Annotated in this window: 32 protein-coding genes and 2 pseudogenes; 22 read left to right on the top strand and 12 right to left on the bottom strand. The window is 43.1% G+C overall.

Annotation, left to right across the window (positions count from 1 at the left end):
* Position 1: 1 nt before the first annotated feature.
* Positions 2-199 carry a hypothetical protein gene (locus LP107_RS10155; protein WP_078274757.1) on the top strand — a complete coding sequence of 66 codons (198 nt, stop codon included), beginning with the start codon at positions 2-4 and terminating at the stop codon, positions 197-199.
* Between the two features lie 63 nt (positions 200-262).
* Here the strand turns inward: LP107_RS10155 and maiA are convergent.
* Together maiA and LP107_RS10145 are read right to left on the bottom strand one after the other, a co-directional pair.
* Positions 263-898 (bottom strand): annotated as a pseudogene (maiA, locus tag LP107_RS10150) (maleylacetoacetate isomerase).
* A complete protein-coding gene (locus LP107_RS10145) occupies positions 898-2,319 on the bottom strand; it encodes a Na+/H+ antiporter NhaC family protein (protein WP_112741946.1) in 1,422 nt (473 codons plus the stop codon). Before LP107_RS10145 ends, maiA begins: the two are co-directional and overlap by 1 nt.
* Positions 2,320-2,483: 164 nt before the next feature.
* Here LP107_RS10145 and der point away from each other — a divergent pair, with 164 nt between their 5' ends.
* The 16 genes from der to LP107_RS14495 all read left to right on the top strand — a co-directional run bounded on the left by der (position 2,484) and on the right by LP107_RS14495 (position 13,896).
* A complete protein-coding gene (der, locus tag LP107_RS10140) occupies positions 2,484-3,902 on the top strand; it encodes a ribosome biogenesis GTPase Der (RefSeq protein WP_112741947.1) in 1,419 nt (472 codons plus the stop codon).
* The gene (locus LP107_RS10135) at positions 3,902-4,204 is read left to right on the top strand and encodes a BrnT family toxin (protein WP_112741948.1); all 303 of its coding nucleotides are present in this window, start codon (positions 3,902-3,904) and stop codon (positions 4,202-4,204) included. Before der ends, LP107_RS10135 begins: the two co-directional genes overlap by 1 nt.
* Positions 4,194-4,439, top strand: a complete 246-nt coding sequence (locus LP107_RS10130; protein WP_112741949.1) for a hypothetical protein — start codon at positions 4,194-4,196, stop codon at positions 4,437-4,439. The genes LP107_RS10135 and LP107_RS10130 overlap by 11 nt, the downstream gene beginning before the upstream one ends.
* Positions 4,440-4,453: 14 nt before the next feature.
* Positions 4,454-5,215 (top strand): hypothetical protein, encoded by a 762-nt coding sequence (locus LP107_RS10125; protein ID WP_112741950.1) that lies wholly within the window; start codon positions 4,454-4,456, stop codon positions 5,213-5,215.
* Positions 5,197-5,808, top strand: coding sequence for an aminotransferase class IV family protein (locus LP107_RS10120; RefSeq protein WP_264717726.1), 612 nt, complete (start codon positions 5,197-5,199; stop codon positions 5,806-5,808). The genes LP107_RS10125 and LP107_RS10120 overlap by 19 nt, the downstream gene beginning before the upstream one ends.
* Positions 5,809-6,531: 723 nt before the next feature.
* Positions 6,532-7,746, top strand: coding sequence for an RtcB family protein (locus tag LP107_RS10115; protein WP_078275247.1), 1,215 nt, complete (start codon positions 6,532-6,534; stop codon positions 7,744-7,746).
* 151 nt (positions 7,747-7,897) lie between these two features.
* Positions 7,898-8,113, top strand: coding sequence for a hypothetical protein (locus LP107_RS10110; RefSeq protein WP_051225941.1), 216 nt, complete (start codon positions 7,898-7,900; stop codon positions 8,111-8,113).
* Between the two features lie 89 nt (positions 8,114-8,202).
* Positions 8,203-8,565, top strand: a complete 363-nt coding sequence (locus tag LP107_RS10105; protein ID WP_078275246.1) for an HvfA family oxazolone/thioamide-modified RiPP metallophore — start codon at positions 8,203-8,205, stop codon at positions 8,563-8,565.
* 92 nt (positions 8,566-8,657) lie between these two features.
* Complete coding sequence (locus tag LP107_RS10100; RefSeq protein ID WP_228157787.1) at positions 8,658-9,974, top strand: FAD-dependent oxidoreductase; 1,317 nt, start codon at positions 8,658-8,660, stop codon at positions 9,972-9,974.
* Positions 9,975-10,017: 43 nt separating this feature from the next.
* Positions 10,018-10,407, top strand: a complete 390-nt coding sequence (locus tag LP107_RS10095; RefSeq protein WP_112741952.1) for a rhodanese-like domain-containing protein — start codon at positions 10,018-10,020, stop codon at positions 10,405-10,407.
* A 10-nt stretch (positions 10,408-10,417) separates the two neighbouring features.
* A complete protein-coding gene (locus LP107_RS10090; protein WP_046700115.1) occupies positions 10,418-10,618 on the top strand; it encodes a YgaP family membrane protein in 201 nt (66 codons plus the stop codon).
* A 16-nt stretch (positions 10,619-10,634) separates the two neighbouring features.
* Positions 10,635-11,543 (top strand): HvfB family MNIO-type RiPP peptide maturase, encoded by a 909-nt coding sequence (locus LP107_RS10085; protein WP_046701167.1) that lies wholly within the window; start codon positions 10,635-10,637, stop codon positions 11,541-11,543.
* A gap of 35 nt (positions 11,544-11,578) precedes the next feature.
* A complete protein-coding gene (locus LP107_RS10080) occupies positions 11,579-12,370 on the top strand; it encodes an HvfC family RiPP maturation protein (protein WP_046701166.1) in 792 nt (263 codons plus the stop codon).
* A 17-nt stretch (positions 12,371-12,387) separates the two neighbouring features.
* Positions 12,388-13,026, top strand: coding sequence for an HvfX family Cu-binding RiPP maturation protein (locus tag LP107_RS10075; RefSeq protein WP_078275244.1), 639 nt, complete (start codon positions 12,388-12,390; stop codon positions 13,024-13,026).
* Positions 13,027-13,109: 83 nt separating this feature from the next.
* Positions 13,110-13,697: a sigma-70 family RNA polymerase sigma factor gene (locus LP107_RS10070; protein WP_078275243.1), complete on the top strand. Its 588-nt coding sequence runs from the start codon at positions 13,110-13,112 to the stop codon at positions 13,695-13,697.
* 10 nt (positions 13,698-13,707) lie between these two features.
* Positions 13,708-13,896 (top strand): zf-HC2 domain-containing protein, encoded by a 189-nt coding sequence (locus tag LP107_RS14495; RefSeq protein ID WP_078275242.1) that lies wholly within the window; start codon positions 13,708-13,710, stop codon positions 13,894-13,896.
* A 15-nt stretch (positions 13,897-13,911) separates the two neighbouring features.
* Here the strand turns inward: LP107_RS14495 and LP107_RS10065 are convergent, their stop codons facing one another.
* The 5 genes from LP107_RS10065 to LP107_RS10045 all read right to left on the bottom strand — a co-directional run bounded on the left by LP107_RS10065 (position 13,912) and on the right by LP107_RS10045 (position 18,149).
* The gene (locus LP107_RS10065) at positions 13,912-14,643 is read right to left on the bottom strand and encodes a ribonuclease HII (protein ID WP_078275241.1); all 732 of its coding nucleotides are present in this window, start codon (positions 14,641-14,643) and stop codon (positions 13,912-13,914) included.
* A gap of 68 nt (positions 14,644-14,711) precedes the next feature.
* A complete protein-coding gene (gene mnmC / locus LP107_RS10060) occupies positions 14,712-16,610 on the bottom strand; it encodes a bifunctional tRNA (5-methylaminomethyl-2-thiouridine)(34)-methyltransferase MnmC2/FAD-dependent 5-carboxymethylaminomethyl-2-thiouridine(34) oxidoreductase MnmC1 (RefSeq protein WP_078275240.1) in 1,899 nt (632 codons plus the stop codon).
* A 16-nt stretch (positions 16,611-16,626) separates the two neighbouring features.
* The gene (locus LP107_RS10055; protein WP_078275239.1) at positions 16,627-17,049 is read right to left on the bottom strand and encodes an SH3 domain-containing protein; all 423 of its coding nucleotides are present in this window, start codon (positions 17,047-17,049) and stop codon (positions 16,627-16,629) included.
* An 8-nt stretch (positions 17,050-17,057) separates the two neighbouring features.
* Positions 17,058-17,363, bottom strand: coding sequence for a YciI family protein (locus LP107_RS10050; protein ID WP_078275238.1), 306 nt, complete (start codon positions 17,361-17,363; stop codon positions 17,058-17,060).
* Between the two features lie 159 nt (positions 17,364-17,522).
* Positions 17,523-18,149, bottom strand: coding sequence for an inner membrane-spanning protein YciB (locus tag LP107_RS10045; RefSeq protein ID WP_078275237.1), 627 nt, complete (start codon positions 18,147-18,149; stop codon positions 17,523-17,525).
* Positions 18,150-18,337: 188 nt separating this feature from the next.
* Here LP107_RS10045 and truC point away from each other — a divergent pair, with 188 nt between their 5' ends.
* A complete protein-coding gene (gene truC, locus LP107_RS10040; protein ID WP_078275236.1) occupies positions 18,338-19,060 on the top strand; it encodes a tRNA pseudouridine(65) synthase TruC in 723 nt (240 codons plus the stop codon).
* Positions 19,061-19,441: 381 nt separating this feature from the next.
* Here truC and LP107_RS10035 read toward each other — a convergent pair whose 3' ends face one another.
* Positions 19,442-20,521, bottom strand: a complete 1,080-nt coding sequence (locus tag LP107_RS10035; protein ID WP_029103111.1) for a 3-deoxy-7-phosphoheptulonate synthase — start codon at positions 20,519-20,521, stop codon at positions 19,442-19,444.
* A gap of 206 nt (positions 20,522-20,727) precedes the next feature.
* Here LP107_RS10035 and LP107_RS10030 point away from each other — a divergent pair, with 206 nt between their 5' ends.
* The 4 genes from LP107_RS10030 (at position 20,728) to LP107_RS10015 (ending at position 22,622) form a co-directional block, all read left to right on the top strand.
* The gene (locus tag LP107_RS10030; protein WP_078275235.1) at positions 20,728-20,970 is read left to right on the top strand and encodes a type II toxin-antitoxin system RelB/DinJ family antitoxin; all 243 of its coding nucleotides are present in this window, start codon (positions 20,728-20,730) and stop codon (positions 20,968-20,970) included.
* Complete coding sequence (locus tag LP107_RS10025; protein WP_078275234.1) at positions 20,970-21,305, top strand: type II toxin-antitoxin system RelE family toxin; 336 nt, start codon at positions 20,970-20,972, stop codon at positions 21,303-21,305. Before LP107_RS10030 ends, LP107_RS10025 begins: the two co-directional genes overlap by 1 nt.
* A 61-nt stretch (positions 21,306-21,366) precedes the next feature.
* A complete protein-coding gene (locus LP107_RS10020; RefSeq protein WP_208624081.1) occupies positions 21,367-22,362 on the top strand; it encodes a polyprenyl synthetase family protein in 996 nt (331 codons plus the stop codon).
* Positions 22,363-22,433: 71 nt separating this feature from the next.
* Entirely contained in the window at positions 22,434-22,622 is a 189-nt protein-coding gene (locus LP107_RS10015; RefSeq protein ID WP_143821748.1) for a hypothetical protein, read from the top strand.
* A gap of 89 nt (positions 22,623-22,711) precedes the next feature.
* Here the strand turns inward: LP107_RS10015 and LP107_RS10010 are convergent, their stop codons facing one another.
* From LP107_RS10010 to LP107_RS14490, 4 genes and pseudogenes are all read right to left on the bottom strand, one after another.
* On the bottom strand, positions 22,712-24,856 hold the full coding sequence (locus LP107_RS10010; RefSeq protein ID WP_264676147.1) for a heavy metal translocating P-type ATPase: 2,145 nt from the start codon (positions 24,854-24,856) through the stop codon (positions 22,712-22,714).
* Positions 24,857-25,020: 164 nt separating this feature from the next.
* The gene (locus LP107_RS10005; RefSeq protein WP_112741954.1) at positions 25,021-25,605 is read right to left on the bottom strand and encodes a hypothetical protein; all 585 of its coding nucleotides are present in this window, start codon (positions 25,603-25,605) and stop codon (positions 25,021-25,023) included.
* A gap of 159 nt (positions 25,606-25,764) precedes the next feature.
* On the bottom strand, positions 25,765-25,965 hold the full coding sequence (locus tag LP107_RS10000; RefSeq protein ID WP_112741955.1) for a hypothetical protein: 201 nt from the start codon (positions 25,963-25,965) through the stop codon (positions 25,765-25,767).
* Positions 25,943-26,131: pseudogene (locus LP107_RS14490) on the bottom strand (BrnT family toxin); the annotation flags it as partial. The pseudogene LP107_RS14490 and the gene LP107_RS10000, both read right to left, overlap by 23 nt.
* Positions 26,132-26,219 lie beyond the last annotated feature (88 nt).

The raw sequence follows: 26,219 nt of genomic DNA, 5'->3' as shown, positions 1-26,219 counted from the left end.
GGTGTTAGATGTTATCTTTAGTGAAGATGACCAAAAAAGTCTTGAACGTAATGAAAAAACAAATAAAGCATTACCGACTCGTACCGCATTAAACTTAATTCGAGTCAATGGGGATGCTAAACTCTCTGTGAAACGCAGTAAAATGAGAGCTTCACAGAATAAGTCTTATCTTGAACAGTTGTTGTTTGGTAAGGGGTAGTGCGATTGTTCTGATTTATTTAAGAGTTTTAGTATTGGCAATATGCTAAAAAGTCCGTATTCTCTAAACATCGCAATCCATCTGCTCGCTCGGATGTGCCTTAACAAAGGCAGGCAAAGTATTGCAATACTCATGAATGGCGGTAATGGTTGGATAGGCGGACAAATCCATCCCAAAGCGTTTGGCATTGTACACCTGCGGTATTAGCACACAGTCGGCAAGCGTGGGCGTATCGCCAAAACAGCAGTTGCCTGCCGTCTTTTGGAGCAGTTTTTCAAGCGGAGCAAAGTTTTCATGTATCCAATGGGCATACCACGCCTGCTTGTCATCATCGCCAATATTTAGGCGTTGTTGTAGGTATTTTAGCATCTTTAAATTATTAAGCGGGTGCGTGTCGCACGCTATCATCTGGTACACCGCCCACACACTTGCACGGTCAAGGGGGTCTTGGGGTAGTAGGGGTGTGGCAGGATAGGCATTTTCTAAATAATCCAAAATCGCAAGCGACTGTGTGATGATGCGACCGCCCACGTGAAGAACAGGGATGAGCCCTTGGGGGTTTTTGGCAAGATACTCTGCCATGCCCTACTCCCTTTTGACCAGGTGAATTGGCATACTGTCAAACGCCAAGTCTTTTAGGTGCAAGGCAATCTGCACCCGATAGCTTGCCGATGAGCGAAAATAGGTATAAAGTTTCATCATGTCTCCTGTGTCGGTTCAACCCTTGTAATCGTGATTCCTGTAAACCCAAAAAAGAGCGTCAAAAATAAACAACCATAACAAAACACTGCATACGGCACATAGTCCAGCACAGGCATGCCAAATACCCCTGTCAAAAACACCCCATACACACCCCACGGTACCAGAGGATTGATGACTGTGCCTGAATCTTCTATCGTGCGAGCCAAGTTTTTGGGGTGCAAGCCTAAGCGTTTGAACTCAGGGGCAAAGGTATTGCCCGATAACAATAGGCTCAAATACTGCTCACCCACCAAAAAATTGACCCCAAATGCCGTCAAAGACGCTGTCAATACCGCACGACTGGCACGAGTCAAAAGATGACGAATGGCGGACAACAAAGCAGGCAACACCCCCAAAGCGTGCAAGAGTCCGCCCAAGCTCAATGCCAAAATCACAAGAAGCTGGCTAAAAAACATACTTTCCAAACCGCCCCTTGACACCAATCGCCCTACATCTCCAAGCTCCAAGCCTTCGGCAGATTTATACCCTGTAAAAAACCACCCGCCAAGCTCAGCAAGACTTGGCGAGCTATGGATATAAGTGATGATAAGCGACACGGCAATGGTTGCCGATATGGCATAAATGGCGTTCACTCGCATGACAGCAAGGGCAATCAGCACGACAAAGGGGATAAGGGCATAGCCATGCACCAAACCACTTGCCACAAGACTATCCTGCAACACCGCCACGTCCGCCAAGTCCGCACCGCCATCGCCTGATAACACAAAAAACACCACCGCCGAGATAAGCCACGCAGGAATGGTGGTGTACATCATGTTTTTGATGTGGTCAAATAGGTCAATGCCTACGATACTGGCGGCAATGCTTGTTGTGTCGGACAAAGGCGACATCTTATCGCCAAACAACGCCCCCGAGACCACCGCCCCTGCGACGATGGCAGGATTGGCGTTAAAGGCTTCGGTCATGCCCAAAAACGCCACGCCCACAGTCGCACAAGTGGTAAATCCACTACCTAATGCCACGCCAATCACACTTGCCAAGATAAAGGCGGACAAATAAAACATCTGGGGCGACAAGACATTAAAGCCATAATAAATCAAAGTTGGAATCGCCCCACTCATCATAAGAGCGGACACCAATAGCCCAATGAACGAGAACAGATAAATCGCCCCCATGCCTGTGGATACGCCCTTTATCATACGCTCTTGCATATCATCAAAGGCGATACGCCGACTAAACCCAAACATAAGCAGACCCAATATCACCAAAAGCAAGGACAAATGTGGCACAAAGCCCCATGCTATCATCGTAACGCCCAAAATGATAATGGCACTGATGGCAATCACTATCGCTTGGGCGTGGCTTAGGGTCAAAAGAGTATCGTCATGATGTGAATGATGAATGTGTTTGTCGGTCATTTTTGCTCCTTTAATGTCTCTAAATGGCTTATTATACCTTATTGATCGCCATTCGTATATGTAGTGATGTTCTTTGTTTGGCGTAAGCAAAATCAATAAATACCATACCCTCTCAATTTTATGTTAAAATAGTAAGTTTTATAAAATAACAATCCGAGAACACCATGTCCCTAAAACCTGTAGTCGCCCTGATAGGTCGCCCCAATGTCGGCAAATCCACGCTGTTTAACCAATTCACCAAATCCCGCCAAGCCCTAGTCGCTGACCTAGCAGGGCTGACCCGAGACCGCCAATATGGCGATGTGTTTTTTGAAAATAAATCCTTTATCGTCATTGACACCGGCGGTATTGGCGAGGCTGATGACGGCAAGGGCAACATTGATGACTATATGGCAACACAGTCGTACACCGCCATTCATGAGGCGGACATGGTCGTGTTTGTCGTGGACGCACGGGCAGGACTAACCCCAAGCGATGAGGAGATTGCCAAGTTTTTGCACACGCTGGGTAAGCCTGTCTTTTTGGTAACTAACAAAACAGACGGCGTACACGAAGCGTCCATTGCTGAGTTTTTTGGTTTGGGTTTTGGCGAGCCAATTCCGACAAGTGCCAGCCACGGCAAGGGCGTAACGAGTCTGCTTGAAATCATCACTGCCGATATGCCCGAGATAGTCGCCGAAAATCCCGAGACAGACGGCTTGAAACTGGCGATTATCGGCAGACCCAATGTCGGTAAATCCACGCTGGTCAATCGCTTGCTTGGCGAGGAGCGTGTTGTGGTGTTTGATATGCCAGGTACGACAAGAGACAGCATTTATATTCCCTTTGATCGAGAAGGTCGCCAATACACACTCATTGATACCGCAGGCGTGAGACGGCGTGGGCGGATTGATGAAAAAGTAGAAAAATTTAGTGTTATCAAGACCTTACAAGCTATCAAAGATGCCAATGTGGTTGTGCTGGTGATTGACGCACACGAAGGTATCGTTGATCAAGATTTGCATATGTTAGGCTATGCTCTGGACGCAGGTCGGGCGATTGTGATTGCCATTAACAAATGGGACAATCTCACCCAAGACCAAAAAGACATTGTCAAAATTGAAATGGACAGACGTTTTCACTTTATTCCGTGGGTCAAGATTCATCTGATTTCCGCCTTATATGGCAATGGCGTGGGCAATCTGTATCCGTCTATCCATAAGGCGTACGATGCGTCCATGTTTAAGGTGTCCACGTCTCGTCTTACGCAGATTTTGCAGGATGCGGTGGAGGCTCATCAACCGCCAATGGTGGGCGGTCGCCGTATCAAACTTCGCTATGCTCATTTAGGTGGGCATAATCCGCCTGTCATCGTCATTCACGGCAACCAAACGAGCAGTTTGCCAAAAAGTTATCAGCGTTATCTTGAAAATGTGTATCGGGACGTGTTTAAATTAGAAGGCACGCCCCTGCACGTAGAATTTAAACAAAACGCCAACCCATACGAAGGCAAAAAAAATCCCGTCATCAAAAATAAAGCCAAAGTCATGCGTGAGCGTAAACGTATTGCTGAGTTTAAGAAACGGGATAAGAAGAGAAAGTAATGCCAATATTATTTAAGCATGGGATTTATTTTTATTGGAATGACAATAAATTTAAATTGGTGTATGATAATACAGAAGTGAGTTTTGATGAAGTGGTTTCGGTATTTGATGACCCTTATCAATTAACCAATATTGATAGTCGCTTTGATTATGATGAATTGCGTATGCGTACTGTTGGTATGTCAAATCAAGGCAGACTATTGGTAGTGGCATGGGTACAAACATCTGATGATGAAATTACAATCATCACAGTATTTAAACCTGTCAACACACAACTTAGGGAGTACCAAAATGCAAGATAAACCCATAAAAGAAATTGAAGTGGCGGATTTTGTTGTAACTGCCAAAGATAATGTTATGCCAGCGATATTAGAGCGGTATCATGCCAATAAATCCCAAGAGCAATCAAAAGTATTAAAAGACACTCAAATTAAAGAATTATTTGATGATGATGTCATTGATATATTGGCAAACCTGCCCAAAAATACCAAAGACAGACAAATCATCAATGGGTTAATTCGGGCGGTTTACGCTTAATTTAATAAAATCTTATGTTCAAAAATATCCGCATTCTTATCCTACTGTGCATTTTGCTTATTGTCGCTATCAATAGCTTTCGTGATAAAAATCACGATTGGCAAAAGCCTGTTTATGTCGCCATTTATCCCATTAACGTGGATAATTCGCCAGAAGTTGCCAAATATATCGCAAGTCTATCTGATAGCGATTTTAAAGAAATAGAGACTTATCTCAATGCTGAGAGTAAAAAATACGGTCAAAACGCCAGTTTTTATTATCGGCTAGGGCAAGAAGTCAAAGCCATGCCCCCTGTGGTGCCAAGAAATGGCGGAATTACGGACGCGATTATTTGGAGTTTAAAATTTCGCTATTATGCCTACAAAAACGCCCATGACGTTGGCGTGCCGACCAATTTGCGGTTGTTTTTGCAGTATCATAGCCCTGACAAAAAAATCATCACTGAAACTTCTACCGCCCTACAAAATGGACGTATTGGCGTGGTCAATTTGTTTGGCATGGACAAAAAAACCGCCAATAACAACGTGGTCATCGCCCACGAAAGCCTGCACGCTTTTGGGGCGAGCGACAAATACGACCTATCAAACGGCTCTCCCATATATCCGCACGGCTATGCCAAACCTGCCCAAAACCCACGCTATCCACAGACCCAAGCCGAGCTTATGGCGGTGCATATCCCCACATCGCCGACTAAATTTGACATGGCACGAGACCTAAAACAAACGGTTGTGGGCGAGATGACGGCAGTTGAAATTAAATGGAAAAAACCGGATTAGTCATGCTTTTTGAGACGCTTGCCATAAATAACGGACATATTTTAAATCTGGATTATCATAATAGACGATTTAAACGGGGGCAGTTATTTTTACATTGTCAAAGCATGATTGATGATATTGCCGATATAATTTGTGTGCCTGATGAATTTAACAATAAATTTATCCGTTGTCGTGTTACTTATGATAAATATAGCATAAAAGTAGAATATTTTGATTACACCCCAAAATCCATTCAATCTTTTAAAATAGTAGAATGCGATAGTATAGATTATGCTTATAAATATGATAATAGAAATTTATTAAATCAGTTATTATACCAAAAGGGCGATTGTGATGAAATTATAATTATAAAAAACGGCTTGGTTACGGATTGTTCTATTGGAAATTTATTATTTTTAAAAGACAATCACTGGTACACACCTGATACACCATTATTACAAGGCACTCAGCGAGCGTATTTATTGGAAGCTCAAAAAGTTCATTTGGCAAATATTGATAAAAATGACATTTGGCAATACGAAAAAGTGATGATGATAAATGCCCTAAATGCGTTTGATGAGAATCGGGCGATTTTAACAAGATATATCGTTTAAAAAGTCCCATACGTCATTCAAAAGAAAATTCATTGTCAATAACAAAAAAATTTAAAAATCCCTTGACTTTTTATTTTTATCGCTTATCATATACACATTCACGCACCAAATATGCTTGGTGTATTTCATTCACCCAAACAGCAATAGGAGTAAAACAATGTCTGTATCTTACAATCTTTTTAATTCAAAAAAGACCAGCCGTTTTGACTGTTTGGGCAAATCATTTTTGATATAAGTCTTATATCAAGCCAAACACATAAAGACGGTGGCAAGCCTTAATCTACAAGGCTTTCACCGTTTTTTATTGTCTAAAATTTGTCCAAAAAATCGCTAAGATTTGTCTTAAGTCTTAAAAATTGATAAACTGCTTTATCAGTTTTGACGGTTTTCCTTTCCCAAAATATTGTCTTTTATTTGTCATTTTTATATTTAAAAATGATTGGGGAAGTATTGTCTTTTTAATTTGTGTTTATTTAATTAGCTAAAAATTGAATGATTTTTGGTTGGGCATTTTTATATCAAAAATTTGGTATTTTTAAATACACCTAATGAAATTAATATTTATCACAGGCTTTGTAGGGGCGTGTTGCACACACCCTTGATGATATAACGATTTTATTGGACGTGCTCAGCACGTCCCTACACCTACATATCATAAATTTGTGCTAATGTTAATGCTCCTTTATCTAAATCCCCAAACCAACCCAAAAGAGAAATAATTTTATGAGTATCGGACTTATTTTAAATGAAAATGGCAACAATGGCGTGCCTGTCAAAATCTTTACCAAAGACGTGGAGCAAAAGGCGTTAAATCAGCTCTACGCAATGAGCCAGCTACAATTTATCCATAGCCATATCGCCGTCATGCCTGACGTTCATGCAGGCAAGGGGGCGACTGTGGGGAGCGTGATTCCGACCAAATCGGCAATCATTCCGTCTGCGGTGGGCGTGGATATTGGCTGTGGCATGAACGCCCTACGCCTGTCTATCAAGGCGGAGCAGTTGCCCGACAACCTAAAACCTGCCCGCCTTGCCATTGAAAAACACGTCCCTGTCGGCTTTGAAAAGCACAAGCAAATCATGGCAAAAATGAGTACGCTTGACCCGCTTGCCATTCGTCTCAAAAAAATTACCGATAAGCACAAGGGCTTATTGAAAATGATGAGTAACTTTGACAAAACGTGGGCAAAACAGCTTGGCACGTTGGGCGGTGGCAATCACTTTATTGAGCTGTGCGTGGACGAGAATGATGACGTGTGGATTATGCTTCACTCTGGTTCTCGTGGGATTGGCTCGTGCATTGGCGAGCATTTTATCAGTCTTGCCAAAAAGATGAATGAGACGTGTTTTGGTTATATTCCTGACCGTGAGCTGTCGTATTTGGCACAGGGTACGCCGTTTTTTGACGATTATATTGAGGCGGTGGGCTGGGCTCAGGACTATGCGACCGAAAACCGCAAGGAGATGATGAGACTCATTATCAAAGCCTTACAAAGCAAAGACGCACAATTTCCCCGCTTTACCATAACCAAAGAGGCGATAAACTGTCATCACAACTATGTCAGCCGTGAGACGCATTTTGGCAGTTCGGTCTATGTAACTCGCAAGGGGGCGATTAGTGCCTATGAGGGCGAGCTTGGCATTATCCCCGGCTCTATGGGGGCAAAATCCTATATCGTGCGTGGGCGTGGCAATAGCGAGAGTTTTTGTTCGTGTTCGCACGGGGCAGGGCGAAAAATGAGCAGGGGGCGTGCGGTGCGTGAGTTTGGCTTGGCGGATTTGGTTGCTCAGACGGACGGTATCGAATGTCGTAAAGATAAGGGCGTGCTGGACGAGATTCCACAGGCGTATAAAGATATTGATGAGGTCATGGCAAACCAAACCGATTTGGTGGAGGTGGTGCACACCTTAAAACAGGTGATGTGTATTAAAGGGTGATGAATGATTTTTTATTTGTCATTTTGGAAAATAAGTGCAGGGGCAAATTACATTTGCCCTGTGTTAAATTTGGATTTTGGGGCGAATAAATTACCCTTATACGTCCAAATTCTAAAATATATTTTGATTTAGTCCAACATAGGAAAATAATATGAAAAACCAAAAAGAGCTTATCAAACTTGGCGAAAAATTGGCAAATCACCCAATTTACCCAAGTGCGATTAAAGTACGCAACCAAACCGCCTTAAACCCTTTATTAAAAAAGGGTGGTGTTCATGATAAAGACAACCCCAAAACACGCCATAAAAAAGAGCGTGCCAAAATACGTTTGCACCTAAAACATAAGGGGTATGACAACAATTTTTAAAAATTTTTCAAATTTTTTGTAAGATATTTGCCCCACATCCGTCTAAGGTGTATCATAAAATGGTTTATGATGTTTAATTGGAGTTTATCATGTCAAATCTTAACCGTAAAATCACAGGTCTTGCCGTAGCAACCCTACTTGCCACAGGACTTACTGCTTGTAAAGAAGAAAAGGTAGAAGCACAGCCTATGGAGCAAGGCTACCAAAATGCCGAGCCTGCCCAGCCTGCTACTGCCGAGCCTAACACCGCTACCGCTACCAAAACTGCCGAAGGCAAATGCGGTGAGGGTAAATGTGGCGAAGCAGGGTGCAGTGCCACCATGACCGATAAATCAGCCAATGCAGGTTGTGGGGCGAACACCACTACTGCTACCGCCGACAAATCAGCAACTGCCAGTTGTGGGGCAAGCACCGACAAAAACGCTAATGCCAGTTGTGGCGGTAACAAATAAATAGCGGTTTAGGCTTGCATGACAAGGTTTTGGGAATTTTTCATAACCTTGTCATACCCTAATGATTTTGGTAAATAAATTGGAGAAAAAAGATGATACAAACCAAAAACTTAATCATCGGCTTTGGTAAAGCAGGCAAAACGCTGGCAGGGCTGTTTGACAAACACGGCGAGCGTACCATTTTGGTTGAGCAATCGGACAAAATGTATGGCGGAACGTGTATTAACGTGGGCTGTATTCCGTCAAAAAAACTGATTCATGAAGCCAAAACAGACAGTTTTGCCGTTGCCATGCAGGACAAGGACAAACTCATCTCTGCCTTGCGTGAAGCTAATTTTAACAAAATCAATGATTTACCAAATGTAACCGTCATCACTGCACAAGCGAGCTTTGTTGATGACAACACTGTTGCCCTATCTACAGGCGAGACGGTGCGTGCCGAGCGGATTTTTATCAACACAGGCACGACCCCCATTATGCCACCGATTGCAGGCGTGGACGGCGAGCGTGTTTATGACAGCACGGGGCTTTTAAACTTAGGCGACAGCCAAGCGACCGCCCCCAAGCGACTGGTTATCGTGGGTGCAGGCTTTATCGCCCTTGAATTTGCCTTTATGTATCACGCTTTTGGCAGTCAAGTGAGCATTGTTGAAAAATTTGACAGCTTTTTGCCAAACGTTGATGATGACGTGCGTGCGATTGTGCTTGACCTATTAAATGAGCGTGGCATTACGGTGCATTTAGGGCAAGATGTCCAAGAATTTAAACACCTAACAGAGCATACCCAAGTCATCACCGATAAGATGACCCTTGACGCTGATGCTGTGCTTGTCGCCATTGGCAGACGACCTAACACAGATGGTCTAAACCTACAAAACACAAGCGTACAGCTAAGCGAGCGTGGCTATGTGGTGTGCGATGACAAACTAAAAGCCACCGACCACATTTGGGCGATGGGCGATGTCGCAGGTTCACCGCAGTTTACCTACATCTCGCTTGATGATTATCGCATTGTGGCGGATGATTTGTTTGGGAACGGCACACGCCACAGAGCCGACCGCCACACCTTCCCAACGAGTGTTTTTATCACACCGCCTTTATCACAAATTGGACTGAGCGAAAAACAAGCCAAAGACAGTGGCAAAAATTACCAAGTGGCAACCTTGCCCGCCCAAGCCATTGTCAAAGCCAAAATCACAGGCAATACCAGAGGCTTATTAAAAGCGATTGTGGATAAAGACAATAACGAGATTTTGGGCGTTACGTTGTTTTGTGAAAATAGCCATGAGATTATCAATTTATTTAAATTGGCAATGGATAATGGCGTTAAAGCGGATTATTTTAAAGAGCAAATTTTTACGCACCCAACCATTAGCGAATCATTAAATGATTTATTTGCCGAATTTTAATTGTTTTAAATAAATTTAATTGGTGTAATTTAGAAGGTGTCTTATGAAAAAACTCACTCTTGCCATTGCAATTAGCATTTTGGGATTAACTGCGTGTAACAGTTTTGCCAATACCTCATCAAAACAAAACAATGCCAAATCTCAAACCCAAACTCAATCACAAATCAAACCAAAACCAAAAGGCGTTTGGATTGATGTGCGTAGCCCAGAAGAATATAAAGCGGGGCATTTGTCAAATAGCGTCAATATCCCTGTTGGCGATATTGCATCAAAGATTTCTGCCATTGAGCCCAATAAAAACAATCCTATTAATCTGTATTGCCGAAGTGGTAGACGTGCCGAAGTTGCTCGCACAGAACTCTTAAAATTGGGCTATACCAATGTTACCAATCACGGCGGTTATGAAGACCTAAAACAACAAGGCTATCGTTAAGAGGTGTTTTATGAAAATCAATGTTGGTAAACCTGATAAAATCGTACGAATTGTTTTGGGTGTTGTTATTATTGGCTTGGGTACTTATTTTGGCTCGTGGTGGGGAATTCTTGGGCTTGTACTGTTATTAACAGGTTTTATGAATTTTTGCCCCATTTATCATATTTTGGGCATCAGCACTTGCAAATGCCATGTTGATAACAAACCCTAATAATTAGGAAAATGACATGATAAATAAAAGACCATTACACGGGGCAGGGCTTGGCTTTCGCCGTGAGTTATTGCCACAAATGTCTCTTGATGATGCCAATGCCATTCATCAATTAGGCCAGATTGATTTTTTTGAAGTGTCGCCTGAAAATTGGATAAACTCCCACGGAATTATGGGCGGACGTTTTGAAAATATCTTGCGTGCTTATAGCGAGCGGTTTTCTTTTATTTGTCATGGACTTTCTTTGTCTATTGGCAGTTCAAAAGAATTGGACGTGGCTCATGTCAATAATATTAAGCATTTTATGAAGTCGCATAACATCAATTTATTTACCGAGCATTTGTCTTGGTGTAGTGATGACAAAGGGCATTTGTATGATTTATTGCCTATTCCTTGCACCGAAGAAGCGGTATTTTGGGTTGCCGAGCGTATTGAAAAAGTACAAGATATTTTAGGCTCTCAAATCGGCATTGAAAACGCCTCATATTATTATCTACCGCCCCAAAGTGAAATGTCCGACAGTGAATTTATTTCTGCGGTGGTAAAAGAAGCTGATTGTTTATTTCATTTAGATGTGAATAATATTTTCGTCAATAGCCAAAACTTTGGTTTTGACCCACACCAATATTTGCGTGAATTGCCGCTCGAGCGGACGTGTTATTTGCACGTTGCTGGGCATTATGTGGATGATGACGGCTTGATTGTGGATACGCATGGCGATAGTGTGGTGGAGCGTGTTTGGGCGTTATTAAATGACGCTTATGGTTTGATATTTGCCAAAACAAGTAAAACGGCAGATAATATTCCGACTTGTTTGGAGCGTGATTTTAATTTCCCAGAACTTAGCGAGCTTACCTGTGAAGTTAAATTCATTCGGGAAATTCAAGAACGTCATAAAAATAATTCTACATTTAAATTGGCCTAATTATTTTAATGATAATTTAATAAAATGGCATAACAATGATGATTGATAAAGCACCCAAGTTACGCATCTTTCAGCGTGAATTTGGCGATTATATCCGCAAACAAAAACACGATAACACCGATACCGTGCCTGCTCGTGTGGGGCAATTATATCAAAATCTGATTTATAATAATGTCTCTGGCTTTGTCAATCAATGCTTTCCCATTACTCGCAGTATTATTGAGACGCATTTTGGCATATTGGTTTGGCAAAATCTGATTAAAGATTTTTTAAAACATGGCGATATGGCAAGTCCGTATTTTAGTGAAATTACCGAGCAATTTGTCGGCTATTTGACCGATGATGTTTTGACAAAATTTGATTTACCCATTTATTTGTCAGAGTTTGCTCATTATGAATGGGTGGAATTGTTTGTAGATAATCTACCGAACAATAATCCCAAGCCTATTTTAATGTATCAAAATGAGTCTATTTTTATCAATCATACCGCCCAGATTTTATATTATGAATGGGCGGTGCAGGATATTAGCGTGGCATTTTCCCCCAGTCAAAAAAACCCGACTTTTTTGGTGGTGTATCGTAAAGTGGTGGACGGTACATTCAAAACGGCATTTATGACCATAAGTCAGCTTAGCTTTATCATACTAACCTTTATGCAAGAAAAACAAAATGAAGAGGTATGTTATCAAAATACAAATGAGTTATTGGCAGAGCTACAACACACCTTTGAATTAAATGATGAGATTTTTGATAATATCAAAACTTCGTTTGATGATTTGGTCAATACAATGATTGATAATCAAATTTTTTATAACCAATCTTTTTAATAAAAATAAGGTAAGTTATGATAAAAGAATACAACGCTTATTACAATAAATTTGTTGTAAATTTAAATAAATTGGACTTTTTGCCATTATTCGCCATTCGTCTTTATCTTGCCCCTGTGTTTATTATGGCAGGGCTAACCAAATACCGTTCGTTTGATGATACGGCACAGTGGTTTGGTAATGCCGATTGGGGGCTTGGTTTGCCATTTGCGTCCTTTTGGGTGGCTATGGTGATTGTTGCTGAATTGATTGGTGGTGTGGCGTTATTACTCGGCGTGGCGACTCGTTTTTTTGGCGTGTTATTGGCAATCACAATGGCGGTTGCGATGATTCTTGTGCATTTAAAAAACGGCTGGCACGCCATTACCCCAACCGACCCTGCGACCAATATCGCCCAATTATTTGGTGGATTGGGACAGGTAAGTTTGGATAATTCCATACAAGCGAGCGAGCGATTAAATAAAGCCCGTGAAATCTTACAAACGCATGGCAATTATGATTGGCTGACCGAAACGGGTAATTTTGTGGTTTTAAATAATGGCATAGAATTTGGCATGACTTATTTTATCATGTTGCTTGTGCTAATTATTTATGGGGCAGGGCGTTATATAAGCATGGACTTTTGGATAAACAAAAGTCTGCCAACTTTGAAATAGTACTGTGTCAAACTCGCTCACAGTACTATTTGTACAGCTTCGCTCGTTTTCCTTGTCTTATTTCAAGTTTTTTTGACTTAAAAATGCACCAAATACAATTACGCCAATTTGATAAAAAAAGCATGGACGAGATATATCAGTCCATGTTTGCTTTTGCGTATAACCAATTAAATCACGAACAGCACGCCGAAGATGTGGTGCAAGATGCCCTCTTAAATGCTTTAAAATACGCCGATAGTTTTCAAGGAAAGTCCGCCTTTAAAACATGGGTATTTGCCATTTTAAAAAATAAAATTGCCGACTTTATCCGCCAAAACAAACATTGTGAAGTTATGAGCGACATGAGTGAAAATAGCGATGAAGAATTTTTGGCAATGCTGTTTGATGATATTGGGCATTGGCAAAACGGTTCATCGCCAAATGCCTTTGATAATCGCTGGGCAAGTCCGCATGAAACAGCTGAAAATGATGAATTTTGGCAAGTATTGGAACTGTGTTTGGAGAATCTGCCCAAAGAGCAGGCACAAGTTTTTTTGATGAAAGAATATATAGAATTGGGTAGTGATGAGATTTGTCAAAACTTAAATATCACTCGCCAAAATTTATATGTGTTATTGCACAGAGCCAGATTAAGATTGCAAATGTGTTTGTCGGTAAAATGGTTTGTTTAGGGGGAATACAATGAAACGATTAAAGAATTGCCAAAAAATGACTGAACTTATGAGTCTATCACAAGAAGAACCATTGACTTTATCTCAAAAAATGACGGTAAAGTTTCATCTTTTGATGTGTCCTGCCTGTCGTAGGTTTGATGATAATAATCGGGTGTTAAAAAAGATGATAAAACAGCATAAGAATTTAAAGGGATGATTTGTTTTAAAGCGATTAAAAAAGCTGATTTGCCAATATCGTCCGCATGGGATTAAAACTTTTGCGATGCTCGGGCAATATCCCATGCTCATAAATGGCGGTGGTATGGGCTTTACTGGCATAGCCTTTGTGCTTGTCTAGTCCATAATCAGGATAAATCTTGGCATAGTCGCTTATGACAGTATCACGATGAACCTTGGCAAGGATACTGGCACAAGCGATAGACGTGTGAAGGCTGTCGCCCTTGATGAGCGTGTGAATGCACGGCTGAAAGTCGCTAAAGTCATCGGATAGGGTGGGCGCAGCGTTGCCGTCTATCACGATGATAAGATTGTCATTTTTGCTGATGTTATTTAATGCAATCAAATTTTCAATGGCAAGTCTCATGCCCAAAAGAGTCGCTTGATAAATGTCAATCGTATCAATCACATAAGCAGGAATGTCAATAATGACATAGCTTTGGCAGGCTTGCTTAATTGGGTCAAAGACCAAATTCCGCTTTTTTTCGGACAATTTTTTGCTGTCGTTGATAAGAGCAAGGGGCGTATTTGTCAGGTCAATTTGCCCAAATTCGCCCGTCAAATCATTATCCAAAATCACCGCCCCAACCGTCATTTGCCCAAACAGTGAACCCCGCCCCACTTCATCAATGCCGATGACAAAAGTGCGTGATGTGGGTTCGTGATTTTTGTGGGCGACAACGGTGCAAGCGTGGTCGTGCGTGTTTTGGGTGTGGGCTTTTATCATGGTATTTTTAAAATTATAAAAACCGTTCGTGCTGAGCTTGTCGAAGCATGGCGGTTTTTTGCGTAAATTTATCTATTTTGGTCAATCGGTGTTTGCAGGCGTGGACGGTTTGGGTTTAATTTATCCAATAAAATATGAGAGACGGGCAACGGCTCATCAAAAATCAACCCTGCCAAAATCTCACCACAAATCGGAGCAAAACTAAACCCCTTTGATCCCATGCCATAGACGGTGTATAGTCCATGATTGCCCATTTTACCGCCAACTTGACCGCCTATTTCTCCGACTAGCGGATGATAATCAGGCGTTTGGGCTCGTATGCTTGCCCGTCCGTGTAAGTCCTTGATATTGATGTTTAACTCATCGACAAGGCGTGATAAGCTCTGGCGAAGTTTATCCAAATTAAACTCATGCTCGTCATCACGCACCGATGTATCGGTATCATTACGCACAAAACTTGCTCCCATTAAAAAGGTGGGCGTGCCGTCTTTATCAAAAGTGGCACAATAGCCGTCATATTTTATTGGGGTGGCGATTTTGGCTTTTAACTCATCAGACATATGACGAATATCAAGCCATGAGACTTGCCCACGGATTTTTCTGGGATTGAATAACTCATTGTTTAGTAAATAACTTTCAAACCCTGCACAAATGACCACGATGTCGGCAGATAGTTCTCTATCGTTATTTTTTACCGTCCATGTGTCATTATCTTTTGTGATGTGTTTGGCATGAAACTGTTTAAATTGGATTAAAGGATTGGCTAAAATAAAATCTGCCAATTTGTGCGTATCAATCAGACCTGCTTTTGGCGTGTGGGTATTGATGAGTTGCTTATTAAAATCGGCATTGTCTGAATTAAGATTTTCATTAAAAATGCCAATCAGTTCATCAGGATAGCTGTTTGCCAAATGAGCCAATTTTTCATGTGATTTTTGCGTGGGTAATAAAAAATCTATCGCCCCTGTTTGGGAGAATATCTCATCATTTGATGATTGATTAAACGCTTTGTAAATCCGCTCGGCATATAAAAAGCTGACGGTGGGCAGATGATTGGGAGCGTCTGATAATTGGGTGAGCTTAGGGGCGAATAGGGCTTTGGGGTTGCCTGAAGCTCCTGATAGTGGGGCGGTTTTGTCAATCAAAGTAACTTCTACGCCACGATGTGTCAACGCATGGGCGGTAAAGAGTCCTGATACGCCAGCTCCGATGATGATGGCGGTTTTTGGGGTAGATTTTGGCGTGGGCTTGCCGTCAAAAGTGGCGGTTATCATCTCACGCTTACGTCCAAAGCCCTTGATTTTTTGTACAGTCATGCCGATAGCGGTTAAGGCTCGTCTGACCGCCCCACTACTGGTAAAGGTGGCAAGGGTGGCGTTAGGTCTAGATAGGCGTTTGATTTGGTTAAAAATCTCGTCTGACCACAACTCGCTGTTTTTGGCAGGGGCAAAACCGTCTAAGAACCAAGCATCCGCAAGTCCATCGCTCATTTTGCAGAAACCATCCAACGCATCGCCTAGCCATAAATCTAGTGTGATATTGCCAACATGCAAGCGATGACACCCCGTTAAGGCAAGCGGATAATTATCCAGTAAATCCTTGATAAATGGGGCGGTTTGTTCATCCTGCCATGCCGATAGGGCGGTGGTTAGGTCGGCATGAGAGAGCGGATATTTTTCGGTACTGACAAAATACAGACGGGCGGACGGCGGGGCGGTTTGTTGCCAAAGTAGGCAGGTTGCCAAAAAGTTTAGCCCTGTGCCAAAGCCTGTCTCCATGATGACAAAATGCTCATGTTCGCCCAAATTGGCAAAGCGGTGGGGCAAATCATTGCCTTGCAAAAAGACATAATTGGTCTCATCAAATCCGCCCGCTTTTGAAAAATAAATGTCGTCAAACTGCTCGGATGTGGGCGTGATGTTACCCAAACTGTCGGTTTGCCATGTGATGTCTGCGGTCTGTATCATGGTCTGTCAGGTCGGTTTATTTGCGTTTCATGATGAGTGACGCTAGGATAAAGCCAAGGATGAACGACACCAAGGTGCTGATAACGCCATATAGAAACAACTGTCCACTACGTTCATTAACCAACACATTGACCTGCGTGGTCAGCTCGTCAATCCGCCCTTGTAGTTCGCTGTTTTTGGCGAGTAGCTCGGTATTGGCACGCGACAGCTCATTATCGTCGGGACTGTTTAGCTCGGCAATGGTGGGAGCGTTGGGGTCGTGCGGGCTGGCAGGCGGTGGCGGAACGGGGGTTTGGCTCTCTGCGTTCTCACTCTCGCTGGCATTGCGATTGGTGCTGGCGGTGGGCGTGCCAGATGTCGCATTGGAGGCGGTTTGAGCAAGACTAACCACAGGCAGTAAGGCGGTGGCAAGCAAGGCGGTAATGATGGCAACTCTCATGGTAACTCTCAGGCGTCACTGTCGGCAGGCAAGGCTTGGATAAAGGGGCGAATGTCCACATGGCTATACACACCGCCATGCAAATACGGCTCGTCATTTGCCCATGCTCGGGCTTGCTCGATGTCATCAAAATGGGCGATGATAAGGCTACCGCTCATGGCAGGTTCGCCGTGATTGATGGGTGTGGGACCTGCGATGACAAGGCGGTTTTGGGCGTGTAGGGCGGTCAGTCGCTCGATGTGAGCAGGGCGAATCTCGGCACGTTTGGCGGTGCTGTCAGCAACATCATGACCGATAATGGCAAATAGTGGCATGGGGGTTTTCCTAATTTTGGATTAATGTGTTGTTTGATTTGGTTGTTTGGTACGAATAGGGTTTGCAAGATATTTTTATCAATTTTATTTTGATAAATTAAAATAAAATCTATGGATATCTATGAATCATAGGTAAAGCCATATTTTAGCACTTTTAAATTATTTTTTAACTGCTGTTTCATCTATCTTAATGTGTTTACGCAGGACAATAAACATACCGACCATAAAGCTTATCATGACGATAATATCGCCAAAGGCGGTAAACTCGCCCCAGTACTCGCCCCCCATAAAGACAAAGGCAAAAAAGGCGTGCAGACTTGCCATCAGTACAAAAAATCCTGCCCATGCTAGATTAAGTTTTTTCCATGCTGATGATGATAAGTCAAAAATGGGAGCGAACAGTTTTTGAATGGCGGATTCTTTGTCGCTCAAAAAAAATGGCGATAAAAACAAGGCAAGAGCAAAGCCTAGATTAATCAGCACCGCTTTTAGGCGAATATAAAAATCATCACGCAAGGCAAGGGTCAGCCCACCAAATACCACGGTCATCAGTAGCACAAAAATCTGCTGTTTTTGTAGACGAAATTTTTGACTGACAAACAAAAAACCATATATGACAAGCGTGGCAAGGGTCAGCCCTGCGGTCGCCACGATGATGTGGTTGTTGCTCTCGCCCCCTGTTAGCCCAATGGCGGTCAGTAGGGGGTGGGCAGGATTGTCCTTGTCTGTGGTTTTATACAGATAAAAAAAGACAATGATGGGAATGTAGTCAAGTAGGGCTTTCATGGGCGTGATGTGTCTAAAAGGTGCTATTTTACACGCTTTTGGGGGTAAAAGTAAAATAAATTGGGGTTTGGTGGGTGATTTTGCAAGATGAATAAATTGCAAGATAAACTGGCGTTATTTGTTGTAGCAAGGTAAAATACTGCTCTAGTCGCTCTATCAGGCAAGCTAAATAAATCGGAAACGGCAAAATGTTACAAATTTTATATCAAGATGATGACGTGGTGGCGGTAAACAAACCTGCTGGTATGCTTGTTCATCGCTCATGGCTTGACAAGCATGAGATAGTGTTTGTGATGACGGTTTTGCGTGATATGCTTGGGCAACACGTTTTCCCTGTTCATCGGCTAGACCGCCCGACATCAGGGGTGCTATTATTTGCTAAGTCGTCAGACGTGGCACGGACATTATCTTTACAATTTGAAAAGCACACGGTAGAAAAGTCGTATCTGGCGGTGGTGCGTGGGTATTTGCTCGACAGCGGGCGGATTGATTATCCCTTAAAGGTCAAACTTGACAAAATCGCTGATAAATTTGCCAATGCCGACAAAGAGCCACAGTCCGCCATAACCGATTATGAGAATTTGGCAACGTGCGAAATGCCCTTTGTCTCGGTGTATAGATACGCCACATCTCGGTATAGCCTTATGAAACTTATCCCAGTTACAGGGCGAAAACACCAATTAAGACGGCACATGATGCACCTATTTCACCCCATTGTCGGCGATACCACTCATGGCGACACCGCCCAAAATCGTGCGGTGGCAGAGTTTACGGGCGTATCAAGACTACTTTTGCACGCTCATACGTTGGCATTTGATGACATGAGTGGCAAGCGTATCACGGTGGTCGCCCCGCTTGATGATGGATTTGGCAAGGTAGTGCGTGATTTTGGGTGGGGTAATGTATTTTAATAATGTTGTATTTGACAAAACCACCCAATTGAACCGACCTCCAAATCTTAGACATAAGATAAAAGGCTAGGTTGTTGTAAGTGGTTGTATCAACCCCGATTGGACTAAGATTCTGTAGTTCACAGGACTTAGCCCTTTTGGTTTGCTCTTTATTCTACAGCCAACAAAATTGAATTCTACCACGCAAGCCGTTCACCCTGAGTTACGCCTGCGGGTCGTTTTCCATTATGGTTCGACTTAGCTCACCACGAACGAAAAACCTTAGCACTTTTTCATTTTGCAGAGTCTACTTTTTTAGGCTAATGTCTTTATAGGGTATAGAAACAATAAAGGCGAATCGCTCCGCCTTTATTTATGGATTTAAGGTTTTTACCGCCAGTTTTAACGATTTGGCAAATGCTCTTTGACATCTTTGGCAAATTGACGTAACACATCAACCGTGCTATCCCAATCCAAGCAACCGTCCGTAACTGATTTGCCGTATTCTAATTGGCTTAGGTCGGCAGGGATATTTTGACGACCGCCTTTTAGGTGGCTTTCAATCATGAGACCCATGATAGATTTGTTGCCTTTTTGGATTTGCCCTGCGATGTTTTGGATAACCATGGGCTGTAAGTAGGGGTCTTTGCCAGAGTTGGCATGGCTTGCGTCTACCATGATTTTGCCGTTGGTTTTGCCACGGGCAAGCTCGTTTTCGGCGGCTGCGATGGCGGTTTCGTCATAGTTGGGCTGGTCGTTACCACCACGCAAGACAACGTGGGCGTATTTATTGCCTTTGGATTTGATGATAGACACTTGTCCGTCCGATGATAGACCCAAAAAGCTATGCCCTGAGCTGACCGCTTGCATGGCGTTTACTGCCACAGTCATGGAGCCGTCCGTACCGTTTTTAAAACCGACAGGGCAAGACAAACCGCTTGACATCTCACGGTGGGTTTGTGATTCGGTGGTTCTAGCTCCGATTGCCGACCAGCTAATCAAATCTTGCATGTATTGGGGGGTGTTAGGATCAAGGGCTTCGGTGGCACAGGGTAAGCCTTTTTCGTTAAGCTCCAAAAGTAGCTTACGAGCCATGCCAAGTCCTTTTTCGATGTCAAAACTATCGTCCATGTTCGGGTCATTGATAAGTCCTTTCCAGCCTGTGGTGGTGCGTGGCTTTTCAAAGTATACACGCATGACGATAAATAGCTCGTCTTTTAGCTCGTCCGCCAACACTTTTAATTTGTCCGCATACTCATGGGCGGCATTGACATCATGGATAGAGCAAGGGCCAACCACGACTAGGATACGCTTGTCTATGCCATCCAAAATGTCTTCGATGACCTTGCGACCGTGTAGCACGGTGCTAAATGCTTGGCTAGATAGGGGATAGGTGCGTTTTAGTTCGGCGGGGGTGATTAGGGGTGTGATTTTTTCAATATTCACATCATCGATTTCTGTATGGTGGGTTAAAAAAGACATAATACCTGCCTGTATTTATTGGGTTTGGTCAAAGGGGTATTATGCACAGTTTTGCACCGTTTGACAAGATGAAAAGTGAGAAAAAGGGCAAAAATTTTAAAAATAGTTTATGTATTTTTATAAATTGATAATTTATGGTTATTCTTGAAAGATAAAAAAGTTGTGTTATAATTATATTGACAAATTTATAGACAAATAGGTATATTATGGCAAATATCGTGGCTCGTGTGGACGATGACCTAAAAGCCCAATCATTTTTGGTACTGCAAGAACTTGGCGTGACACCGTCTGAGCTTATCCGCCAAACCTTGCAATATGTGGCTTATCACAAAAAATTACCCTTTAAGACGGTGGTTTTGACCGATGAAGACAGTGAGCTTTTAGCCCTTGCCAAAGAACGCCTTGATAATCCTGCCCCACGCATCAAAGTCAGTTTGGACGAGCTTTAATGTGCGAATTAATGTATGAATTAGAATTTGACGAGCGAGCCTTAAAAGAATGGCAAAAACTGGGCGACACCATAAAAACGCAGTTTAAAAAGAGACTGGCTAAGGTGCTAAAAAATCCGCACATCATCGCCAATCGCCTAAGCGGTGGACAAAATTTATACAAAATCAACTTCCGCTCGGCAGGTTATCGCCTTGTGTATCAAGTTGAAGATGATAAAGTGGTGGTGTTTGTCATCGTGATGGGTAAGCGTGAGAAAAATGCCGTCTATGACACCGCCGAAGAATGGCTTGCTGAACGTCAATCGGACAATCAAGACACACAATCTGTCAAATAACCCTTTTGCCCAACGCCACCAAATGTGCTATCATAGCTCCATTTTAGTTTTGAGAATGACAATGACCACGCCCACTTATTCTGAGATTTTATCCGTTGTTGCCGATGATTTTGCCGTCATGGACAAGCAGGTTTTTGGCTCGCTAAATTCCAAAGTTCAGCTCATCATGAAAGTGTCCGACCATGTCATCAACGCAGGCGGTAAGCGTATGCGACCTTTGATGACCTTGCTTATCTCACGCATGATAAAGGATGAGCAGTACAAGTTAAGCCTAGAACTTGGGGCGATTACTGAGATGCTCCACACCGCCACGCTCGTGCATGATGACGTGATTGATGAGTCTGGTATGAGACGGGGGCGACCGACCGCCAACGCCACTTGGAACAACGCTACGGCTGTGCTGGTGGGCGACTATCTCATCGCACGCTCGTTCAACCTTTTGACAGGGTTTGGCGACATGACCTTATTAAAGCTGTTCTCGGACGGAACGTGCGACATTGCCGAAGGCGAAGTCTTGCAACTGCAACACCAACACAACATCGAGACGACCGAAAGTGACTACCTACAAATCATTGACGGCAAGACTTCACGGCTTTTTATGATGGCGTGCGTGGGGGCGGCTTTGCTTCATGGTAAGCATGATGACAAGGAGTTACTTGCCAATTTGTCCGATTTTGGGCAACATTTTGGCAATGCCTTTCAGATGATTGATGATGTGCTAGACTTTATGGGTGACAGTCAAACGATGGGCAAAAATCTGGGCGACGACCTAGCCGAAGGCAAGCCGACTTTGCCGATTATCAAAACCTTAGAAATCCTAAAACAAGCCAATAGTGATGACTATGACAAGCTAAGAATTGCCGTACAAACAGGCAAAACGGACAATGCCGAGACGCTCATCGGTTTGGTGAAATCATCAGGGGCGTTGGAATACTGTAAAAATCGAGCGTTGGACGAAACCCGCCTTGCTCAAATGGCTCTCATGAAACTGCCTGATAACAAATACCGCCATGCGTTATATCAATTGACCCAATTGGCGAGTGCCAGATTGGTATGATTTTTAAAAACTACCGTTATCTAATGAACCAACTCCCAAAGCTTGCCACTCTAACCTTTGGAGTGCTTTCTATGGCAAAATACACAACCGACTTTAAACTGTCTGTGATTGAGTATTATCTTAATCACCACAGTTACACTCTACAAAATGAAAAAGTACCACGGTTTTTCGTTCGTGGTGAGCTATGCCTGCTCATGACGGAAACCGACCCGCAGGCAAGCTTGTGGCGAACGGAAAACCTAGTTCAGCATACTTTTTAGACCACTACCTAATTTTTTAATCAATTTATTTTAAAAATAAATTTAATCACAATTTGGTGCGTGGTACGCACCTTACCAATATCTTGATTTTAATTGATTTTATCTTTTAAGTCCACCCCCTTTAACCTAAGCGCATTTGCAAGTACCGACAGCGAACTTAACGCCATGGCGATACTGGCTATCATCGGATTTAGCACACCAATCATCGCAAGCGGTATGCCGATGACGTTATAAATAAAGGCAAAAAATAGGTTTTGTTTGATGTTGGTTAGGGTCAATTTGGCGATTTTGTGGGCGTGATAAACACTCATCGCCCCGCCCGTCTCCGACTGTATGAGCCGAACGCTTGCCGAGCCTGTCGCCACGTCTGTGGCACCCCCCACCGCCATGCCGATGTCGGCTGTGGTCATTGCTAGGGCGTCATTGATGCCGTCCCCTATCATGGCGGTTTTGTGGGTTTTTTGTAATTCTTTAATTTTTAAGGATTTATCCTGTGGCGATAGCTCGCCATAGCCGTCTATACCAAGCTCACCTGCTACGCTGTCCACCACGCTTTGACGGTCGCCACTTAGGATAACAGGCGTGATACCGTCCGCTTTTAGCTTGTCTATGAGCGTGTGGGCGTCCGCTTTTAGAGTGTCGGCTAGGGCAAAAATCCCTGCCAGCTTGTCATCAATTGCCACAAACACAAGACTGGCTGTGGGATTGTCTTGGATAAAGGCGTGTTCTTTCTCGCCCAAATCAGCATGAACAAAACCGTTCGTCCCCACCTTTACCACGCCCACGCCAGCGATGTCGCCTTGCATGCCTTGCCCTGCTTGGCTTAGGATATTTTGGGCGGTAAATGTCGGGGCGTGATTGTCATGAGCATAAGCGGTTATCGCACGGGCTAGGGGGTGCGTGCTGTGACTCTCAATGCTTGCACTCACGCCAAGCAATGTGGGCGTATCGGTCAGGCTCAGGCTGTCCACCACCACAAGATGACCGTTTGTCAGCGTTCCTGTCTTGTCAAAGGCTATCGCCCCAATCTGCCCTGCCGTCTCCAACGCCACTGCGTCCAAAAACTGCACGCCATGCCGACTTGCCACCCCCATGCCTGCCATAATCGCTGTGGGCGTGGCAAGCCCCAACGCACACGGGCAAGCAATGACCAGCACGGCAACCGCTCGCATGAGTGCGGTGTCAAACTGCCCGAGTATATACCAATTTACCAAAAACGTCAGCACAGAAAGCCCCACCACCACCGGCACAAACACGCCTGCCACACGGTCGGCAAGCCGTGCAATCGGAGCTTTTGTCCCCTGTGCGTGCGACAGTGCGTCCGTCATCTGCCCAAGGGCGGTCTGTGAGCCTGTCGCGTGGGCTTGATAGGCAAAACTGCCGTCCACCACCACGCTCCCTGCCAGTACGTCATCGCCATAAGTTTTTGATAAATAGGCACTTTCGCCCGTTAGATGAGCTTGGGTAATATCCCCTTGACCGTCCGTGATGACCCCGTCCACGGCGATTTTGTCGCCATGATTGGCTTGCAAAATATCGCCCACCTTGACGTCCGCCAACGCCACGTCCGCCCACGCATTATCACGCTTGACCTTGACCGTCTGCGGTAGTAGCTCCATGAGTTTGGATAAGGCATTAAGACTGCCTGTTTTGGTGCGGTGTTCTAGATATTTACCAAGGCTCACAAAAGTCAAAATCATCACGCTTGCTTCAAAATACACATGACCGCCTGTGAGATAAGCATAAGTAGAATACGCCCAAATCATACTCGTCCCCAACGCCACCAGCACGTCCATGCCAAGAAGTCCGCCCCTTATCCCTGCCCACGCTCCTTTATAAAAAGGTGTGGCAAGGGCAAACTGAGCAATGCTTGCTAGCACAAACTGCACCCAATTTGGGGGCATGAGTGCGTGCGAGCCTGTCATCATGCCTGCCATACCCACCCAAAACGGCAAGGACAGCACGCCAAGGGCAATCAAGCGATATGGCGGTGCGTCACTATGGGGCGTGGTTTGGGATTGGTCTTGGACAAACTCCCCTGTAAAGCCTGTCTTTTTTATCCATGTCAAAATCTCATCACAAGATGCGCTCTCTGTTGTGCTAAGGGTCAGCGTTTCTGTAGCAAAGTTCACATCAGCACGCTCTACGCACTCTTTTTTATTTAAGACTTTTTCTAGGCGAGTGGCACAGGCTTGGCAGGTCATGCCGTGTATTTTGAAGGTGTGGGTGGACATAGTTTGACTCTTTTGATGGATGACAGGGCTTGCCTAATCCCTACTATCTATGGACAAAGGATTGTTTGTCAATAGCTCATAGGCATGACTGCTTAAATGAGAATTGGGTTTGTTGATGGTTTAATAATTAAAATGACCATATTCTTATGATTTAAAAAATATTTTTATAATGGATTCTTGTTGGTATTTTGTACAATTTTTTCCTTTAAAGTATCAACCCAAGCCTGTGTTTCCGAGGTTTTTGCAGGAAATGGATTAAATTCCCTTTGATAATTACTGGCATCTGCCCAGCTGATAAACCTTACTTTATTTCCCAATGTGGTAGGATTTTTAAAGGTTAATTCTACCACATTATTTTTGATAGAAAATAAATAGCGATAAGTAACAGATTGGATATTATCATAATCTATTGTTTCACTTATCTTACCATTTCTAATAAATAACCCATTTTCTACTTCTTTGACTTCATCGGCAAGAATTAAAATATTTGCTTTCATATAATTAAAAGTCATCATATGAAAAGCAGTCATTACAATCACAAAAATGAAAAATATGATTGATGAATTTCTTGTCATTGATAGAGCGGTTAAGGTAAAAATACTAATAAAAACCACCCCAATCACATACATTATTTTATATTGTATTTTATAAAAATAAACCGTATCACTGGCAATGCTTTTTGGAATTAAAGTCATATTTTCCCACAATTCAAAAATTAGGATAATCGTAAGGTGCGTAATATGCACCATTTACGCACCTTTATTTATTCTATATTTTTACTTCAAAAACACCCCATAGCCCACATTTTTGTTTCAATTTTTGCAATTAATCTTGGTAAATTATTTGCTTAAAATTAATAATTAAGCAAACAATCCCCTTGGTACTGCATTCATTCTTGCCATTTCTTTTTAATTATTGGCATTGGCTTTGATAAGTTGCCAAACATCGGGTTCTATCATTGGTGGATTTTCATTGGGGATTTCTTGGGTTTTTGGGCGGTTTTTTAATGCTAATTGAATATGGGGTGGTAATTCATCGGTTCTAACAGCATTTTCAAAACTGACTTTGCCCATTTTTTCATAAAGTTCAGTGGAAGTTTCGTTTTTCATAGCGTTTCCTTTGATGAGGTTCACATAATCTTGATGAAATTAAGCGAAAATTGTCATTTCTAATTGTCCAATTCAAAATTAACAGTCTGGCTTTATTGCTCATACCCATGGTAAAATAACGCTCTTCGTCATAATCACCAAAATCAGGTTCGTGCAAAGCATAAGGGTCGTCTAATACTTAAATTGGCTTCATCAAAATCAATATCGTGTTTTTGGATATTGATTTTTTCTTTATTAGGGTCAAATTCCAAATC

Source organism: Moraxella bovis, assembly GCF_025985205.1.
GTDB classification, from domain to species: Bacteria; Pseudomonadota; Gammaproteobacteria; order Pseudomonadales; family Moraxellaceae; genus Moraxella; species Moraxella bovis.
This window is presented reverse-complemented; position numbering and strand designations above follow the sequence as displayed.